Raw genomic sequence first — 17,965 nt, 5'->3', positions numbered from 1 at the left:
ATTGGCCATAATGTTAATACCATGGCTCAGGATTCCATTCAGCAAGTAAAAGCGGAAGAAGGAGACGGAATTTATTCTTTGCTTAGAAGACATGGGCTTGACCCAGGAAAATTTTACGAGAATTTTGTTCAACTGAATAATGCAAATCTAGGCGACGATTTTCAGCTTTATGTTGGAAAATCCTATCAGATTCCGCAAGCTATTGAACAAAATGAAATCCCAGAAGTATTTAGTCAAAATTATCCCATTTTTGGAAAAGATTACACTACCGTTCCATCTATTAGCAACAGGCTGGATAAGGCAGTATATTATTTGATTTCAGGTCATGGCGGCCCGGACCCGGGCGCAGTGGAAAATCATGGCGGCAAAAAGATTTCTGAGGACGAATATGCGTACGATGTAACCCTCCGCTTGGCTCGTGAACTATTATCGCACGGTGCGGAGGTACATATAATTGTTCAAGATGAAAATGATGGAATACGGGATGAGCGAATTCTAAACCTGGATACCGATGAGGTTGTTTTTCCCAATAAGACAATACCCTTAAGGCAAGTAGAACGCCTTAGTCAACGAGTGGAAGCCGTCAACCACTTATACCTTAAACACAAGGGCAAGTATCAAAGATTGATCGTAACACATGTGGATAGCAGAAGTAAGGGCACCAATATTGATGTTTTCTTTTATCATCACCATAAAAGCAAAAATGGAAAGCGGTTGGCCGAAAACATCCACAAGACTTTTCAAAAGAAATATAAAAAGTTCCAGCCCAACAGAAAATACACGGGGACCTTTAAGGACAGGAGCAATTTGTATTTGGTTAAAAACACTTTACCAGCCATCGCTTATATTGAAATAGGAAATATTCGCAACAAAAAAGACCAACGCAGAATTTTAGATCCAGATAATCGGCAAGCCTTGGCCAAATGGATTTCGGAAGGGATACTGTTGGATTTTGAAACAAGACCAGGTCAGTAATTGAGAATATTTTTAGCGTAGTAGCGGTACAATTCATCCGGTCCAGCTCCCAAATAATTCTTCAAGTGAATCATTCCAAAATGAAATTGAATTCTCACCCATCCCTTTTCCCGGTATTTTCTTGCAGAGGTTATCACGGCTTCCGAAAGCACCTTGAACTTCGTTTGTCGATATAATCGGGTTATGAACTCCGTGTCCTCATAAATGAGATAATCTTCATTAAAACCTTCATTTTGTTCAAATAACTCCCGTTTAATAAAAAGTGATTGGTCCCCTCCTCGGCAAAGTGTATGATTTATTCGCGATAGCCAGGCAAAAAATCGCAAAATTGGATTTTTGGTATCAAATTTCATCCGAAAACAACCCGATTCATGCCCTTGACGAATCGCATTTATGATAATTTCATCAAAATTTTTAGGTGTGAAGGTGTCAGCGTGCAAAAAGTAAAGTATTTCTCCTTGTGCGTGTTTTGCCCCTAAGTTCATTTGTCTGGCCCTTCCTTTTTTGGATAGAAGAAAAGTGGCGCCATGGGCGTTGACTGCTTCCATAGTGGCATCGTGACTGCCTCCATCCACACAAATTATTTCCTTTATGTTGAAAGGATTGCTGGTTTCTTTAAGGTGTTCAAGTACCTTTCCAATAAACCCTTCCTCATTAAGCACGGGGATTATTACACTTATGGATGGATGATTACTTTGTTTCATTCAAACTCCAGTCATAATCCAAATATTCAACCTTTGCGTCTTCGCGAACAGGATTTTCCAAGTATTGATTGACGTAGTCCAACAATTTCCCCTTTTCAGTAAAATCACCCTTATACCATTTGAAAATTCTGGAAAGTTGAGCGCTACCGTTGCCAAATCGATTTCGGGTTTTGTCATTTACAAAATCCACAGCGGTTTTCGAAAGTAAGCGCTCCATACTTAGTGGTGTAAAAGGCACATTAAGCAGTTTAGGACATGAATAGGAGGCACAATTGATGGCAAAATGAATACGGGGTTCGCCCATTTTGCGCAACACTTCATGTTCAATATCATTCAATGAAGTTGTTTCATCTCCGACCTTTATCCATTTCTTCTTCCATCGGTTTGGAATATCCTTGATACTTTGTATTGGATAATGATCTACGATCAACTTTACCGTTGCCGCATTATACAGGTTGATGTAATATGCAAGCTTTTCATGTTTTGTCCAGTTCCCTGACGGTGGATTTTGCGCTAGATGATTCAAGTAATTGTCCAGTTGGCCCACCCCTTTTTTTAAACCAGAATAGTCCACATTACCCTCATCATCAACATACTTTTTCAGCAAATTGCCCCATAAGGTATGGTTGGGTAATTGGATTGCCGAGGGAGTTTCCTTTTCAACGGTCATTCCGACTATGTCAGCATGATTCTGGGCAGTTTGGGACTGTTCTTTGCCTTTGCCATTGCATGAAAACAAGAACATTCCAAGCAATACATGAAGTATTAAGTTCATAGGTCTTGTTTAGGATTCAAGAATTGTTGATAGAACAGTCTTAAAAACCGTCCAAACCTTTCAATGTGCCCTGGATTTTCCTAACAGCAACCCCCTCCATTATAGTGCCATGTGCTTTCGCTGATATGTATTTCATCTGAAGCCGCTCCCAAGGCAGCCGCTGTTTTATCACATACAGCCAATGGTTGATTTTGAAGCAATACATGTCCCAAACCATCATCAAAGTACTCTTGGTCGCCATAATAAATAGCGGTTTTTCCAGTAAACATACACGGGCCATCAGCCGGCATAGGGTCTTTAATAGCCGCTATTTCGATGGATTCAATATGGATGAGTTCATCTGTAGGATAGTGGTTTGGAGAAAGTACTCTGTACGATTTACGTGCTCTGATTTCTATTGTTCCAAAGCCTGCATCGGTAAGTACTTTTACGTAATCTTTAATTGGGATGCTACCACTTAGGCACAACGCCCTTAGCCTATCATCATTTCTGAGGTCATCGTTCATGTGTTGTTCGCAGGTGGGATCACTCATTACTAAACGGCCATGAGGTTTAAGCACACGATACATTTCTGCAACGGCCTTTTTCAAATCTTCCATTTTAAAAATATTGAAAAGGCAGTTTTGCGCAGCAACATCGATGCTTTCATCCTCAACTGGAAGATTCAAGGCATCACCCTTTACCAAATCCACAAACTCACTTTTGAACCATTCGTTTTCCTCTTCGGCTACCTTGAAATTTTTTCGAGATGCTTCCAGCATTTCGTCCACGGAATCCACTCCGGTGATTCCTCCTTTTTGACGTGAAAAATAGGCAAACTGCAACAGTTCCATTCCACCTCCTACGCCTACATAAAGTACTTTGGGATTGTTGACCAAATCCTGTGCAGAAACTGTACTTCCACAGCCATAGTTCATGTCCTGCATGATTTTGGGAATGGAGAGTCCGGGGAACTGCCAAATAGGATTGGTGGTACAACAAAGTCCAACATCGGGTGTTAGTGCAGCTTCTTTATATAGGTCTTGGGTTGCATCTAAATAACTCATATAGCTTTTATTAATTCTTTGAACAATTGGATCATTTTTGGTTCTGTTTTACCCGCTATTTCAATAATCTCCTGAATATTAACGGGTTGTAAATTGTCTGGATCGCATTCATCGGTTAAAACAGAGACCGCTACGATAGGTAGTCGCAAATGATTGGCAACAATTACTTCGGGAACGGTACTCATTCCCACGGCATCTGCTCCCAAAATTTTCAACATGCGATATTCGGCCTTTGTTTCCAATTGTGGCCCCACGACCGAGGCATAAACCCCTTTTTGAAGCGAAATACCTTCTTTTATGGCAATTGTCTTAATTTTTTCACACATTTCCACATCATAAGGTTCGGCCATATCTACAAATCGGTCACCGAACTCGGCCACATTCCTGAATGCCAATGGAGAACCGCCTTGAAGATTGATATGATCTTCAATTAACATAATATCACCCTTTTTAAAATCGAGATTTATGGCACCAGCAGCGTTGGAAACAAACAATTTTTTGATTCCAAGTAGGTGCATTACCCGAATGGGATAGGTAATATCGAGAAAATCGTATCCTTCGTATAAGTGAAATCTTCCCTGCATTACCACGGCTTTTTTACCTGCAATGGTGCCAAAAATGAGCTTACCCGTATGAAACTCAACGGTGGCCAATGGAAAATAGGGAATATGGTTATAGTGTGCTTCAATGGGTTGTTCTATTTCATCCACCAATTGTCCCAGGCCCGTACCGAGCACAATGCCAATTTCAGGAGCGTCGAACCCTTTCTTTTTTAAATATTCAACAGACTCGTCAAGTTGTTTTTTGGTCATTCCTTTATATGTTTTAAATAAGCTTGAAAAGCTTCAATGTCTTTTATATCTTCATAATGATCTATATCATTTTTGACAGGCAGCAAAAAAACTTTTTCAGATTTTAGATCCTCCAAAGTATCGGACAGCACAGTCTCGGTTCCCCAAGATTTGTTTTGGAACAATTTTACTTTGAGCGATTTCATCCCCAAAAGATAAAAACCACCGTCTTCGGCAGGCCCCACAACAAAATCATGCGTTTCCAGCCGTTCAAAAGCTTCTTCCAAATCACTTTGTGAAAGATCGTACATATCACTTCCAATAATAATGATTTTTTGAAAACCTGAATTAAATCCATTTTCAAAAGCGTGTTGCATGCGTAACCCTAGATCGGCACCTTGTTGTACCACTTTTTTGTAGGTTTGATTATTCCAAACATCATCGGTCCAAACACTTTCTGAGTAATAGACGTATTTTTTGGCTTCTAGGTCTTTTGTTATCCCAACTGTATGGGAAAGTAGGAATTCATAGATTTCCAAGGCAGGGACATCACCAATTTTGGCAGCGAGCCTTGTTTTGCATTTTCCAAGCTCTGGATTACGGGTGAAAATTAAAAGTAGGTGTTCTTTTTTATCCAAGAAATTGTGTTTATGGGGCTTGCAATTTATCGGTCTTGGTCTGCATTCCACAGGAATACTTACCAAAAACATTTAGCAATTTATCAAAGATAATGTTTTGTCTTTTTGATGCCGTGAGAAGAACAATGCTGTTGGGATGGTAAAATGAAGCATAATGTAATTTCACCCATGATTTTCAGACTAATAGGGCTCAAACAATTAATAACTATAAGAACATTAAAATGAGAATAGGAATAAATGGGATGGGTCGCATCGGGCGGGCCGCTTTAAAGGTCATCAACGAAACACCAGGTTTGGAAGTTGTGGCGGTCAACGATATCGTTTCTATTGAAAATACAGCTTACTTACTAAAGTACGACACGGTTTATGGAGTATACGATAAAGCAGTTTCACATGAACCTAATACATTGGTGGTGGACGGAAAAAAAATCAACTACTCGTCTATAAGAACACCCGAGGAATTACCTTGGAAAGAGCATAAGGTAGACTTGGTAATTGAAAGCACGGGTGTTTTTACCAGTGGAGAAGATGCGGAAAGGCATTTAAAAGCAGGGGCAAAAACCGTGGTTATCTCTGCGCCCACAAAAAGTGCCGATACACCAACGGTTGTACATGGAGTTAACAGTGAAGATGGAGCTGTAAGTGTTTTTTCTTGTGCGAGTTGTACCACCAACAATATTAGTCCTGTCGTGGAAGTGTTAGGGCGTAGAATAGGGATAAAAAAAGCGATTATGACCACCGTTCACGCATATACTGCTTCGCAGGGAATTGTGGATGCCCCTTCAAAGAAGAATTTCAGAATGGGGAGGGCAGGAGCCCAAAATTTGATTCCCACTACCACCGGAGCAGCCATTGCCACTACAAAAGCTTTGCCGGCCTATGCGGGCAAGTTTGATGGAGTTGCGATACGGGTTCCCGTACCTGTGGGATCTATTTCCGATATGACCTTTGTAACCGAAAGGCCAGTGACTGCAGAGGAGGTAAACCAAATATTAACTGAAGAAGCTGAAACAGCGAGGTACAAAAATGTTTTGGACACAACGGATGAGCCTATTGTCTCGTCTGATATTATTCAAAGCCCTTATGCCTCTACAGTTGATCTGGCAATGACCCGAGTGGTGGATGGAGATTTGTTAAAAGTGATGACCTGGTATGACAATGAGTGGGGATTCACAAACCAAATGGTACGTCAGATTTTGGAAATAAAAGGATAATCCGAGTTACCAAAAAAGGCTGCATTTACGTGCAGCCTTTTTTTGAGACAATATTTATGTTTGGGGTTCAATCCCTTCAACTTGGGATTTAGGTCTAATAAAAATAGTGGTAGAGGCTATTTAGGAATGAAGCCACTGAGCAAGCTATTACAAAATACCAAAATAGATAGCCCATTTTTTGATCTATAGTGTTCATTTCAAAAGTGTTTGTTTTTGGTTGAGGTTTTAATTGTACCCTAAAATTATTGAAATGAAGCGCTCAAAAATTTACAATTTTACTTATGGCATGGAAAAGAATGTAAATGGTATCAATTGTGCTGTAGATTGCAATCGACTGAATTTTCCTGAAGGTGGAATGTGTTTAAACAAGAGCACCCCTTGCCTTATTGGACAACGGGTTTCAATTTAAAATAAATGGGAAGCAAAAAACCAAGGTTACACCAATGGAGTACCTTTTAAGCGCTTTTCAATTTTACGCTTTTTCTCGGTAAGACTTTTCATGACATCCATTAGATTGGAGTCTTTGGTCTCTTTATAAATTTCGTTTATGGAAAGTATCAAGCTTTTGGCTTCACGTGAAGCGGCTACCCTATCACTCGTAGACATGTGACTTAAAGTCCTGCTTTCAAATTCTTTTGCCTTTTCTAATAAATCCTCGGACATTTTTATTTAAAATTAATCTAGATCGGCTAAATATAAGCCTTAGTTTCATATTTTCTACCTATACTGGTATTCGATTTTCATATTTATGAAATAATTATGAATCCCACAATAGCTTAACAGAAATAATTCGAAAAACGAAAAAAAGTACATTTTGTACATTTAGAACATAAAGTCAAACTTCACGCATGCGCCAAAAAGCATATTGTTATTTTTTGCTGACCCTAATAATTGCCGCTTGCAACACCAAAACCCCTGCTGTGCACAAAACATTGAACGTAAAGGAAATTGAGTATGATGGAGAAGTTGATTTTAAAAACGTTTCCAGATTGTTGGACCAACAGGTGCAAACCCATTATGTTGATGTTATAAACTGGAACGAATTTCCCTATCAGCCTAAAGTTGGTTTTAAAATTGCCCATAACAACAACCAGATTTGGTTGAAATACGAAGTGACAGAAGAAAATATTCTGGCCGAGAAAACCGAACCCAATAGTTATGTGTTCAAGGATAGCTGTGTGGAGTTTTTTTTTGACCCAATGGGCAACGGGAATTATTACAATTTTGAAATCAATTGTATAGGCACCACCCTTTTGGCGCATGGACCACAAAGGAGACCCCGACAATTTATTGCTGCTGATACTATTAAGAACATGTTGAAGATTAGATCTTCATTAGGGGCACAGTCGTTTATCGAAAGAACTGGCGGACATACCTGGGAAATGACGGTAATCATTCCTGCAGAAATTTTGACGCATGATCCAGGAATTCAATTAAAAGGGCTGAGATCTCGGGGAAATTTTTACAAATGTGCAGACGCTACCTCCAAACCCCATTATTTGAGTTGGAACCCAATAGAAACGGAAAAACCGGATTTTCACAGACCTGAGTTTTTTGGTGAACTACTGTTTGAATAACATCACTTCGTGTGGACAGAACAAAATAAAATTTTAGTGTACTTCCCTACCAGGACCAATTACGGTAATGGGTAAAATACAGTTGAACAGATGCTCGTAATATGTTCTTGGTCTAAATCTTTTGCTTTGAGGAAGTTAAAAGTCTAGTTTTAATCGGGTCGTCCTATCGCTGTTGATTGAGGTATTGCGATGTATGACAGAGGTGGCATGAGCTGAGCAATTTTTGATGTCATTTGCCAAATTTTGAAGTCATATAAGTAGTACAGTTCAACATATTGATTGACACCACTATAAAAGGAAGATTTTCTGGCGGGCTCAGGGGCTGGAAAATTCACACGCTTATTTTGACAGAACCATGGCAGACCAACCAGCATACCCAATGAACAAAGTTATAGCATTTAAAAATTTTGGCGTGCGTGCAAAAACTGTATTGTATTGCCTTTTTATGATTGCTTTTTGCATACAATGCACACCCGATAACGGCCCTGTGAATGGGGGACTTTTTTTACCAAATGGATTTGAGGCTGTAGTGGTGGTTGACAGTACCGAAGGAAAAGTTAGGCATATGGCAGTCTCCGAAGACGGATTTCTTTATGCCAAACTCAGAAACTCCAGCGAAAAGGGATCCATTACGGTTCTTCAGGATTCCGATGGAGATGGGAGTGCCGACCATTTGCAAAGTTTTGGGTCCTATAGAACAAGTCAAAAGTGGAGTTATGCCACGGCAATGAGAATCTATAACGGCTACCTTTATTTCAGTTCAGAATTGGTTGTTTATCGATACAAATTAAAACCAGGTACTTTAGTTCCCGAAGGGGAAATGGAAATTGTATTTACTGATGATCATCCCCATGGCAAGCACGAGCATATAGGAAAACCTTTGGCATTTGATGATAAAGGATATATGTATATCCCGTTTGGAGCTCCCTCCAACGCCTGTCAAAGTCCAAAAAGAACCCCAGGAGCACCAGGTATAGATCCTTGCCCTCAACTAGAACACCATGGAGGAATATGGAGATTCGATGCAAATAAACTGGGGCAGACCCAAAAGGATGGTTACAAATACGCTTCAGGAATAAGAAGTGTTGTTGCCATGGATTGGAACCCGGTAGACAAAAACCTTTATGTGGTAATGCACGGAAGGGATGATCTTTTACGATTGTTCCCCGATAAATATGATCCGTGGCAAAGCGCATTGCTTCCTTCGGAAGAATTTATCAGAGTGACCGAAGGCTCGGATTTTGGATGGCCGTATTGTTATTACGATCAAATTAAAGAGAAGAAAGTGTTGGCACCCGAATATGGAGGAGATGGTGAAATTGTTGGGAGATGCGATCAATATGATGACCCTATTGTTGGCTTTCCGGGGCACTGGGCTCCTAATGATCTTGTGTTTTATGAAGGTGATGCCTTTCCTGAACATTACAAAAATGGGGCGTTTATTGCATTTCATGGATCGACCAACAGGGCACCTTATCCCCAATCCGGATATTTTGTTGGCTTTGTTCCATTCAGAGACGGTAAACCATCCGGGGATTGGGAGGTTTTTGTAGATGGTTTTGCAGGAGTTGATCCTCTAGAAAGTGTAAATGATGCAATCTATCGTCCCATGGGAATTGCTTTTGGGCCTGATGGGAGCATGTACATTTCCGATTCTGTAAAAGGCAAAATATGGAAGATAACCTATGACGGAGATAGAGATTCCTTCGGAGAAGAGGAATTGGCCGTAATGGAAAAAAGAAAAGAGCTTTCACACATCCGTACCCCAGATAGAGTAAAAGATAATTTGATGCAGGATGAGATATCGGGCGGAGCCAAAACCTATTATACCTATTGTAGTGCCTGTCACCAAAAAGATGGAGGCGGAGCTACTGGGAGATTTCCGCCAATTGCCAATACCGATTGGGTTAGCGGTGATAAAGAAAGGCTAATTAGGATTATACTTGAAGGAATGGAAGGCAGCATACAAGTACATGGAGAAACCTATAATGGGGTTATGCCCCAGCACAGTTTTCTTTCAGATGAAGAAATTGCTGAGGTATTGACGTACATCCGCTCGAATTTTGATAATGAAGCAAGCGCGATTCAACCAGAAGAGATAAAAGCAATTCGAGACAGTTCTGGGGCAGAATAATTTAAATTGACAACCAACTATACCATGAATAAGAGGGCAATATCCGATTGAATGGTTAGCCGAAAAACACTTGAAAATGAGAACACACAACAAAAACATCATTATCGCCATATTGGCCATTATTATAACCGGTAGTGCCACCGCCCAAGAGTTTGACATACTCATAAATGATGGACATGTTATCGATGCCAAAAATGGAATTGATCAGGTGATGGATGTGGCCATCAAAGATGGAAAGATTGCCAAAGTAGCTGCTCGAATTCCACAACAAAATGCCAAAAAGGTCATAAATGCCAAGGGATTTTATGTTGCCCCGGGTTTGTTGGACATCCATAGCCATAACTTCCATGGTACCGAACCCGATGCCTACCTCAGTAATAGTGATACTGCATTACCTCCCGATGGATTTTCCTTTCGCAGTGGGGTAACCACAATTGTTGATGTTGGAGGGGCAGGTTGGAAAAATTTCAAGCAATTTAAAAAACAGACCATTGATCGTTCTAAAACAAGAGTGTTGTCCTTCCTAAATATTATTGGGTCAGGAATGAAAGGAGGGGCCATTGAACAAAACATGGCTGATATGGACCCCAAATTGACCGCCATGGTTGCAAAACAATATCCTGGAGTTATTGTTGGGGTAAAGTTGGCGCATTATCATGGATTTGATTGGAAACCCACCGAAAAGGTCGTTGAAGCAGGTAGGTTGGCGAATATCCCGGTCATGATTGATTTTGGGGGAAGCGACCCTGAACTTTCCATAGAAACATTGTTTATGGAAAAGCTTAGACCCGGAGATATTTTCACCCATACTTATGCCCATGTAAAAGGACGGACGCCCATTGTTGATGAAAATGGAAAAGTAAGAGATTATGTCTTTGCCGCACAAAAGCGAGGCATAATCTTCGATGTGGGGCATGGAGGAGGCAGCTTTTTATTTGAGCAAGCTGTTCCCGCAATGAAACAAGGACTTAAACCCAATTCCATAAGCACAGATTTGCATACAGGGAGTATGAATGGGGGAATGAAGAGCCAAATAAATGTAATGTCTAAATTCTTAAATATGGAGATGCCTTTAAAAGAGGTTATCGCTGCATCTACCTGGCAACCGGCACAAATTATAAAAAGGGAGGATTTGGGCCATCTCTCCGAAGGAGCAGTTGCCGATGTTGCAATTTTAAATCTGAGGAAGGGTGATTTTGGATTTATAGATACCCAAAGAAAAAAAATGAAGGGGACCCAAAAACTGGAATGCGAACTTACACTTAGAGAAGGCGATGTAGTATGGGACCTGAATGGAATGGCGAGTACACCATGGGATGATTAATAATTAAAACAAAAACCAACCAATGCAAAAACCTTTTAAATTATTACTGATTGCTTCTCTAATTTGCCTTGTAGCAACCATGATCATGCTTGTTATGGGCTATGGAGCACAAACTGGACCAGCCATTGTATTCTTTTTCCTTTTACTGGCTTTGGGAATTAGGGGACATAAAAAGTTCAAGGGCTTCTCCTTCACCGTATTGGTGTTTGCAGCAGTTAGTGTTTCTATGTTCTATCCATCTTTTTTCACCCAGATAGGTGATTTTCAGCTAAAATCTTTGATAGTTCCCCTTTTACAGTTGATCATGTTCGGGATGGGTACCGCAATGAGTATAAAGGATTTTGCGGGAGTTGTAAAAATGCCCAAGGGTGTTCTGGTTGGATTGATCTGTCAATTTACTATTATGCCAGTACTGGGCTTTGCCATTGCAAGTCTATTTGGATTTCCAGCGGAGATTGCTGCAGGAGTAGTCTTGATCGGGTCATCTCCTAGCGGATTGGCCTCAAATGTTATGGCCTATCTGGCCAAGGCAAATTTGGCGTTATCGGTGACCTTAACGGCAGTTTCAACAGTGCTGGCCCCTTTAATGACCCCTTTATTGATGGAAACCTTTGCCGGGCAGTTTGTCCCCATAGATTTCTTGGGAATGATGATGAGCATAGTCAAAATTGTGATTTTGCCAATAATTGCAGGATTACTTTTCAATTATTTTTTCCACGGAAAAGCCAAATGGTTGGACAGGGCAATGCCTGTTGTATCTATGGCTGGTATTGCATTGATCATTGCAATCATTACCGCAGCAGGAAGAGATAGTCTGCTCACCATAGGACTTTTCTTGATTTTGGCGGCTATTATTCACAATATCGCTGGGTATTTCTTAGGGTATTGGTCGTGCAGGGCATTAAAAATGAAAGAACAAGATTGCAGAACTATCGCTCTTGAAGTTGGAATGCAAAATGGCGGTTTGGCTTCAGGCATAGCATTGGAAATGGGCAAAGTAGCGACCATTGGACTAGCACCCGCTGTTTTTGGACCTTGGATGAACATTTCAGGCTCTTCATTGGCTACTTGGTGGCGGGACAAAGACCCCAATGAGAAAAAAAATATACCTAAAGAAACATAAACAGGAAATGAACATGACCAAATTTTTAAAGATGAGAGCAAACTATAGACTTACATTGGTTATCGCATTTGTTTGGGTTGCCTTTGGCACCATAACCGCACAGACTTTGACCAAGGACCAGATGAAGTTCCTTACCCCGCAATGGAACGGGGAGCGATTTGAAGATGGTAGGCCAAAAGTTGCCGATGATGTGCTAGAACGAATGAAAAGAGTAACAATTGAAGAAGCATGGGGGGTGTTACGAAACGAAGGTTATCATAATCAGTTTGAAAGTGGTTGGCAACCTTTACATGATGATGTACCTGTGGTAGGTCGCGCACTTACAGTGCAGTACATGCCTAATCGCCCCGATGTGTCCGATCAGATAAAGAAAAAAGGACAAGCCGATGGAAGAATTGGCAACACCAATTCTTGGCCTATTGACATGCTGGTTGAAGGCGATGTGTATGTGGCCGATGCCTTTGGAAAAATTGTAAATGGAACATTGATTGGGGATAACCTTGGTAATTCTATCTATGCCAAGTCAAAAAATGGAGTCGTTTTTAATGCATCAAGCAGGGACATGGAAGGACTTTCCGAGATTGAAGGATTCAATGCCTTTGTGCGCGGGTGGGACCCATCTTTTCTGACTGAAGTGATGTTGCTCAGCATTAATGCACCTATCCGCATAGGTGCTGCTACGGTGCTTCCAGGAGATATAGTTTTGGCAAAAAAGGAAGGCATCATGTTTATTCCGTCACATTTGGCCGAAAAAGTGGTGGTGACATCCGAGGTTGTCAGGCTGAGGGATTTATTCGGAATATCAAGATTGAAAGAAGGGAAATATACCCCTGGACAAATCGATAACAAATGGTCAGATGAGATTGAGAAGGATTTTTCAAAATGGCTGCGAAGCCATATTGATGAACTTCCTGTTCCAAAGGAACAAGTAAAAGAACTATTGGAAAAAAGAATGTGGTAACAACCCAATTCAAAACATAAAAACAAATTAATAATTAAAGCATTATACAAATGGAAAGAACAGATAGAAGATCGGCATTTAAAAAATTGGGAATGGGGCTCGCAGCTATATTGGGCGTAGGTTCGGTAAAGGCAATGGGGAAAGAATCGAAACCTAAAAAAGAAGTAGTGGGCGAAATTGTACAGGATAAAAAAATCCCATTGTTCTCTGGAGCTGTAAAACATGGCAATACCCTTTATGTTGCAGGAAAAGGAGCTCACTTTGAAGGAGATATTAAATCGCATACAGATCATGTACTAAAGGAAATTGAAAAAGAATTGGTGAAAAATGGCTCTTCCATGGATAAGGTGCTCAAAGTAAATGTGTATCTACATGATCTTGAGGATTATCATGGAATGAATTCTGTATATCGGGGACGTTTTGGAGAGAACCCACCAGTTAGAACAACTGTTGCCGTTTACGGTGGAGTACCCGGCGATTCATTAGTTGAGATAGATTGTATAGCAGCACTAGATTAAAAAAATGAAAAAATGAAAAAACGACAAGATAAACTCACAAGAAGAAAACTTTTAAAAACCCTTTCAAGTCTCCCGGTAGTGGGTGGATTGGTAGGAACAGGGTTGCTTACACCTCAAATGATGCGTGGTGCCGTGGAGACGCCCGCATCACGCAATTTTTTTAAAGAATTGGGGATTAGGACCTTCATCAATGCCGCTGGAACCTACACCTCAATGACAGGTTCCCTAATGTCGGATAATGTGCTGTCCGCAATTACTTTTGGTGCTACCGAATATGTCGACTTGGATGAACTTCAAGATAGGGTTGGAGAACGAATCGCCGAATTGTTAGAATGCGAATATGCAACAGTAACTTCAGGAGCCTTTGGAGCCATGTCCATTGGAATGGCAGGTGTACTTGCTGGAATGGATGAAAAAATTGTGGCTCAGTTACCCGATACCACCGGATTGAAAAATGAGGTGATTCTCCAAGAATCGCACAATATTGGATATTCCAAGGCACTGACCAATGTTGGGGCCAAGTTGGTCTGGGTGAAAACTGCCAAAGAATTGGAAAAAGCCATCAACAAGAATACCGCAATGTTGTGGTTTTTAAATGCCAATACCGAAGAAGGAGAGATTAAAAGAGAAGAGTTTGTTGCTTTGGGCAAAAAACACGGAATACCAACTTTTATTGATTGTGCAGCGGACGTACCTCCGGTTGAAAACCTTTTTAAATTCACAAAAATGGGATTTGACCTGGTCGCTTTTTCAGGAGGAAAAGGAATTCGAGGGCCACAAAGTGCTGGACTTTTGTTGGGCAAGCGCAAATATATTGAAGCAGCTCGATTGCATACACCACCAAGAGGAACTACTATAGGTAGAGGGATGAAGGTGAATAAAGAAGAAGTGCTGGGAATGTTGGCGGCAGTGGAAACATATTTGCAAAAGGACCATGATGCTGAATGGAAACTGTGGGAAAGTCAGATTAAGCTGATTAGCGATAGCGCCTCATCGGTAAATGGAGTGGAAACTGAGATCCATGTTCCGCCACATGCCAACCATGTTCCATCATTGCGGATCAAATGGAATGAGAGTGTAGTCAAGATCACAGCAGAGGAAGCGCGGAAAAAATTGAAAGATGGTCATCCGTCCATCGCCACTGTTGGAAATAAAGATACCATAGGTATAACGACATGGATGATGGTTCCGGGTCAGGAAAGAATCGTTGCGCAAAGAGTAAAGGAAGTGCTGGAAAATGCATAGTTTTATGCAAATCCAATAAACATTTGACCATGAAAAATTATTTTTCAGGAATCCTACTTTTATTGTTGATGGTTTCTTGCGGAACATCCCAAGAAAAAGAAGAAACCGTGCAAAAAACAGAAGTGGCTATTGAAGCCAAGGACCCCGATTACAATCCAGAAGCCAAATTGGCTGAATTGGGGATTGAGTTGAGAACACCTTCTGCACCTGTGGCCAATTATGTGAATGCGGTGCGAACAGGAAATTTGATTTTTCTAGCAGGAAAAGGACCTTTGCAATCCAACGGAGAATACATTACGGGGAAAATCGGAGAGGATTTATCCATTGAAGAAGGCTACTATGCCGCCAGGGTTACGGGAATCAACCAATTGTCGGTGTTAAAAGCCGAATTGGGCGACCTAAGTAAGGTAAAACGAATTGTAAAAGTACTTGGAATGGTAAACGCAGCTTCCGATTTTACAGATCACCCCAAGGTTGTCAACGGATACTCAGATTTGATGGTTCAAGTTTTTGGAGAAAAAGGCAAGCATGCCCGTGCAGCTGTGGGTATGGGATCGCTTCCGACCAACATCGCCGTGGAAATCGAAATGATCGTAGAGGTAGAGTAAATTTAGCAGTACTCTAAAACAAGAAAACCGCAACATCTTATCTAGGATGAATGCGGTTTTTTCTTGTGGTACCTCCAGGAATCGAACCAGGGACACACGGATTTTCAGTCCGTTGCTCTACCAACTGAGCTAAGGTACCATGCTTATTAAGCGGGTGCAAATATAATTTCAAAATTAGGATATACAAACAAAAACTTGAAAAAAGGCAAGGGTTTTTTTTCAATTCTTCATCTTTGCATTATGAACTTGGTAATAGACATAGGCAACACCTTGACAAAGTATGCCGTTTTTGAAAACGGAAGCCTGCTATTGGATGAAAGTTCTGGACCCAGCATGTTCTTAAGCATGGTAAAGGAATTATTTGAACGATACCCTAAAATTGGCCACGCCCTGATTTCGTCCGTAGGACCTCTTGAGCACAAGGAACGGGATATAGTATCATTATTCTGTAAGGTCCACGTCCTATCAAGTGAATCCAAAATACCTTTTAAAAACAGTTATGCCACTCCCCATACCTTAGGTATGGACCGTGTGGCTTTGGCAACTGCGGCATTTTATAAAAATCCAAGACAGAACACCTTGGTGGTTGATGCAGGTACCTGCATTACCTACGATATGATCAATGATTCCGGTGAATACGTAGGTGGGGCTATTTCTCCGGGAGTTCAAATGCGGTATAAGGCCATGCATAACCAAACCGCAAAACTTCCTTTGCTCCAGCCAGAGGAAATTTTGGATTTTATTGGGAATTCAACCCAAACCAGCATGCACAGTGGTGTTATTAACGGAGTTTCACAAGAATTGGATGGCATTATAAGTCAGTATAAAACCCGCTTTAAAGATTTAACAGTTATTTTAACAGGCGGAGACTCCCATTTTTTTGCTAAACGACTAAAAAATACCATATTTGCGAATTCTAAATTTCTCTTGGAGGGGCTTAATTACTTGCTGGAATACAACAAACGCTAGATGGTAAAGAAATTTTTGATCGCTTTTTTTTGCGTGGCTGCACATGGCATTTTTGCGCAAAACGGTACCATATCACCATATTCTTATTTTGGAATAGGAGACATTAGGAACAGTGGGTCGGTAGAAAACCAAATGATGGGGGGGATAAGCATGTATGGAGACAGCATTCATTTGAACCTCACCAATCCGGCTGCCTATTCTAAACTTAGGTTAACGGCATATACAGGTGGCATTTCCAGAACGGAGTTCAGATTGAAGGATTTTACGGAACAACAAAATGCATCAGTAACCAATTTGGACTACTTGGCGATTGGATTTCCCATAGCCAAAAATGCAGGTTTGGGTTTTGGTCTCATGCCTTTTTCCTCCGTGGGGTACAATCTTAGGGATGAAACTACAAATACCGATGGTCAAACAGTTACCAACGCTTTTTCTGGGGAAGGTGGTTTGAACAGGGCTTTTATCTCATTGGGAATTGAACCCATGAAGAACTTGAGTCTTGGTGCTACGGTGAATTTTAATTTTGGCACACTCAAATACGAAAGACTTCAAAGTGTGGAAGATGTTCAGTTAGGGACACTGGATAATAGAGAATCGCGAATAAATGGATACGATTTCAACTACGCCCTCAACTATACCCCAACCATAAAAGACAAATACACCCTTTACACCTCGGTGTTGGTAAATACACAAGTCAATCTTACCTCAGAAAATTCAGCTCGATTAGGTTCATTTTCGTTGGTTGGAGGTAATGAAGTGGAAGTGGTCGATGTTAACCTTGATGCCAATAATTTGAGAAATACCGAACTGAAGATTCCAACAAGAACTACCGTTGGGCTTGGTTTTGGAGAAAATAAAAAATGGTTTTTAGGAGGAGAATATAGTTTTCAGAAGTTCAGTGAATTCAAAAATGACTTTTTGGGATTGGACAATGTAACCTATAACGATGCAAGTACAATGGCATTTGGAGGATATTATATTCCAGATTATCGTTCACTTTCCAGCTATTTTAAAAGAATCACATATAGAGCCGGACTTCGGTATAATGTAAGCGGATTACAAGTCAACAACAAGGAGATAAACGATTTTGGCATAACTTTTGGATTTGGTCTACCGTTGAGCAATAATTTTTCCAATGTCAACGTAGGTTTCGAGCTGGGAAGACGTGGAACAACAGATGCCAACCTAATAGAAGAAAGTTATTTTAAGATCAACATTGGATTATCTTTAAATGATAGATGGTTCGTCAAGAGAAAAATAAATTAAGAACAAGTCTCTTTTTTTGAATTATCCATAAATAACCACCAATATATGTTGCATTAAGATGATTTTTTAATGAAAATTTGTACATTAACCGCTTTAA

General features: G+C 40.6%; 19 protein-coding genes and 1 tRNA gene. 13 read left to right on the top strand and 7 right to left on the bottom strand.

Features of this window, described 5'->3' with window-relative positions; genetic code table 11:
• Window positions 1-21 precede the first annotated feature (21 nt).
• A complete protein-coding gene (locus ACULLG_RS00770; RefSeq protein WP_452124856.1) occupies window positions 22-975 on the top strand; it encodes an N-acetylmuramoyl-L-alanine amidase family protein in 954 nt (317 codons plus the stop codon).
• On the opposite strand, the gene ACULLG_RS00765 is transcribed toward ACULLG_RS00770, so the two are convergent.
• The 5 genes from ACULLG_RS00765 to ACULLG_RS00745 all read right to left on the bottom strand — a co-directional run bounded on the left by ACULLG_RS00765 (window position 969) and on the right by ACULLG_RS00745 (window position 4,929).
• Window positions 969-1,679, bottom strand: coding sequence for a TIGR04283 family arsenosugar biosynthesis glycosyltransferase (locus ACULLG_RS00765; protein ID WP_452124855.1), 711 nt, complete (start codon window positions 1,677-1,679; stop codon window positions 969-971). The two genes, ACULLG_RS00770 and ACULLG_RS00765, sit on opposite strands and share 7 nt — an antisense overlap.
• Window positions 1,666-2,454 (bottom strand): DUF547 domain-containing protein, encoded by a 789-nt coding sequence (locus tag ACULLG_RS00760; RefSeq protein WP_452124854.1) that lies wholly within the window; start codon window positions 2,452-2,454, stop codon window positions 1,666-1,668. The genes ACULLG_RS00765 and ACULLG_RS00760 overlap by 14 nt, the downstream gene beginning before the upstream one ends.
• Window positions 2,455-2,534: 80 nt before the next feature.
• Window positions 2,535-3,500: an arsenosugar biosynthesis arsenite methyltransferase ArsM gene (gene arsM / locus ACULLG_RS00755; protein WP_452124853.1), complete on the bottom strand. Its 966-nt coding sequence runs from the start codon at window positions 3,498-3,500 to the stop codon at window positions 2,535-2,537.
• Entirely contained in the window at window positions 3,497-4,312 is an 816-nt protein-coding gene (locus ACULLG_RS00750) for a purine-nucleoside phosphorylase (RefSeq protein WP_452124852.1), read from the bottom strand. The genes arsM and ACULLG_RS00750 overlap by 4 nt, the downstream gene beginning before the upstream one ends.
• Window positions 4,309-4,929 carry a TIGR04282 family arsenosugar biosynthesis glycosyltransferase gene (locus tag ACULLG_RS00745; protein WP_452124851.1) on the bottom strand — a complete coding sequence of 207 codons (621 nt, stop codon included), beginning with the start codon at window positions 4,927-4,929 and terminating at the stop codon, window positions 4,309-4,311. Before ACULLG_RS00745 ends, ACULLG_RS00750 begins: the two co-directional genes overlap by 4 nt.
• A gap of 221 nt (window positions 4,930-5,150) precedes the next feature.
• Here ACULLG_RS00745 and gap point away from each other — a divergent pair, with 221 nt between their 5' ends.
• Window positions 5,151-6,143 (top strand): type I glyceraldehyde-3-phosphate dehydrogenase, encoded by a 993-nt coding sequence (gap, locus tag ACULLG_RS00740; RefSeq protein WP_452124850.1) that lies wholly within the window; start codon window positions 5,151-5,153, stop codon window positions 6,141-6,143.
• Window positions 6,144-6,393: 250 nt separating this feature from the next.
• Window positions 6,394-6,552, top strand: a complete 159-nt coding sequence (locus tag ACULLG_RS00735) for a hypothetical protein (protein WP_452124849.1) — start codon at window positions 6,394-6,396, stop codon at window positions 6,550-6,552.
• A 26-nt stretch (window positions 6,553-6,578) separates the two neighbouring features.
• Here the strand turns inward: ACULLG_RS00735 and ACULLG_RS00730 are convergent, their stop codons facing one another.
• Window positions 6,579-6,806 carry a hypothetical protein gene (locus ACULLG_RS00730; protein WP_452124848.1) on the bottom strand — a complete coding sequence of 76 codons (228 nt, stop codon included), beginning with the start codon at window positions 6,804-6,806 and terminating at the stop codon, window positions 6,579-6,581.
• 185 nt (window positions 6,807-6,991) lie between these two features.
• Here ACULLG_RS00730 and ACULLG_RS00725 point away from each other — a divergent pair, with 185 nt between their 5' ends.
• From ACULLG_RS00725 to ACULLG_RS00690, 8 genes are all read left to right on the top strand, one after another.
• Complete coding sequence (locus ACULLG_RS00725; protein ID WP_452124847.1) at window positions 6,992-7,720, top strand: carbohydrate-binding family 9-like protein; 729 nt, start codon at window positions 6,992-6,994, stop codon at window positions 7,718-7,720.
• A gap of 379 nt (window positions 7,721-8,099) precedes the next feature.
• A complete protein-coding gene (locus ACULLG_RS00720) occupies window positions 8,100-9,854 on the top strand; it encodes a PQQ-dependent sugar dehydrogenase (protein WP_452124846.1) in 1,755 nt (584 codons plus the stop codon).
• A 76-nt stretch (window positions 9,855-9,930) separates the two neighbouring features.
• Complete coding sequence (locus ACULLG_RS00715) at window positions 9,931-11,178, top strand: amidohydrolase/deacetylase family metallohydrolase (protein ID WP_452124845.1); 1,248 nt, start codon at window positions 9,931-9,933, stop codon at window positions 11,176-11,178.
• Between the two features lie 22 nt (window positions 11,179-11,200).
• Window positions 11,201-12,301: a bile acid:sodium symporter family protein gene (locus tag ACULLG_RS00710; RefSeq protein ID WP_452124844.1), complete on the top strand. Its 1,101-nt coding sequence runs from the start codon at window positions 11,201-11,203 to the stop codon at window positions 12,299-12,301.
• A 31-nt stretch (window positions 12,302-12,332) separates the two neighbouring features.
• Window positions 12,333-13,262: an RraA family protein gene (locus ACULLG_RS00705; protein WP_452124843.1), complete on the top strand. Its 930-nt coding sequence runs from the start codon at window positions 12,333-12,335 to the stop codon at window positions 13,260-13,262.
• A gap of 50 nt (window positions 13,263-13,312) precedes the next feature.
• Window positions 13,313-13,780, top strand: coding sequence for a RidA family protein (locus ACULLG_RS00700; protein WP_452124842.1), 468 nt, complete (start codon window positions 13,313-13,315; stop codon window positions 13,778-13,780).
• Between the two features lie 12 nt (window positions 13,781-13,792).
• Entirely contained in the window at window positions 13,793-15,025 is a 1,233-nt protein-coding gene (locus tag ACULLG_RS00695) for an aminotransferase class V-fold PLP-dependent enzyme (protein WP_452124841.1), read from the top strand.
• Window positions 15,026-15,054: 29 nt separating this feature from the next.
• On the top strand, window positions 15,055-15,633 hold the full coding sequence (locus ACULLG_RS00690) for a RidA family protein (protein ID WP_452124840.1): 579 nt from the start codon (window positions 15,055-15,057) through the stop codon (window positions 15,631-15,633).
• Window positions 15,634-15,699: 66 nt separating this feature from the next.
• Here ACULLG_RS00690 and ACULLG_RS00685 read toward each other — a convergent pair.
• Window positions 15,700-15,772, bottom strand: a tRNA-Phe gene (locus tag ACULLG_RS00685).
• 101 nt (window positions 15,773-15,873) lie between these two features.
• Here ACULLG_RS00685 and ACULLG_RS00680 point away from each other — a divergent pair.
• Both ACULLG_RS00680 and ACULLG_RS00675 read left to right on the top strand, forming a co-directional pair.
• A complete protein-coding gene (locus ACULLG_RS00680; RefSeq protein ID WP_452124839.1) occupies window positions 15,874-16,602 on the top strand; it encodes a type III pantothenate kinase in 729 nt (242 codons plus the stop codon).
• Window positions 16,603-17,868 (top strand): hypothetical protein, encoded by a 1,266-nt coding sequence (locus ACULLG_RS00675; RefSeq protein ID WP_452124838.1) that lies wholly within the window; start codon window positions 16,603-16,605, stop codon window positions 17,866-17,868. It begins immediately after the preceding gene.
• Window positions 17,869-17,965 lie beyond the last annotated feature (97 nt).

The sequence above is a fragment of the Flagellimonas sp. 2504JD1-5 genome (genome assembly GCF_053618295.1).
This window is presented reverse-complemented; position numbering and strand designations above follow the sequence as displayed.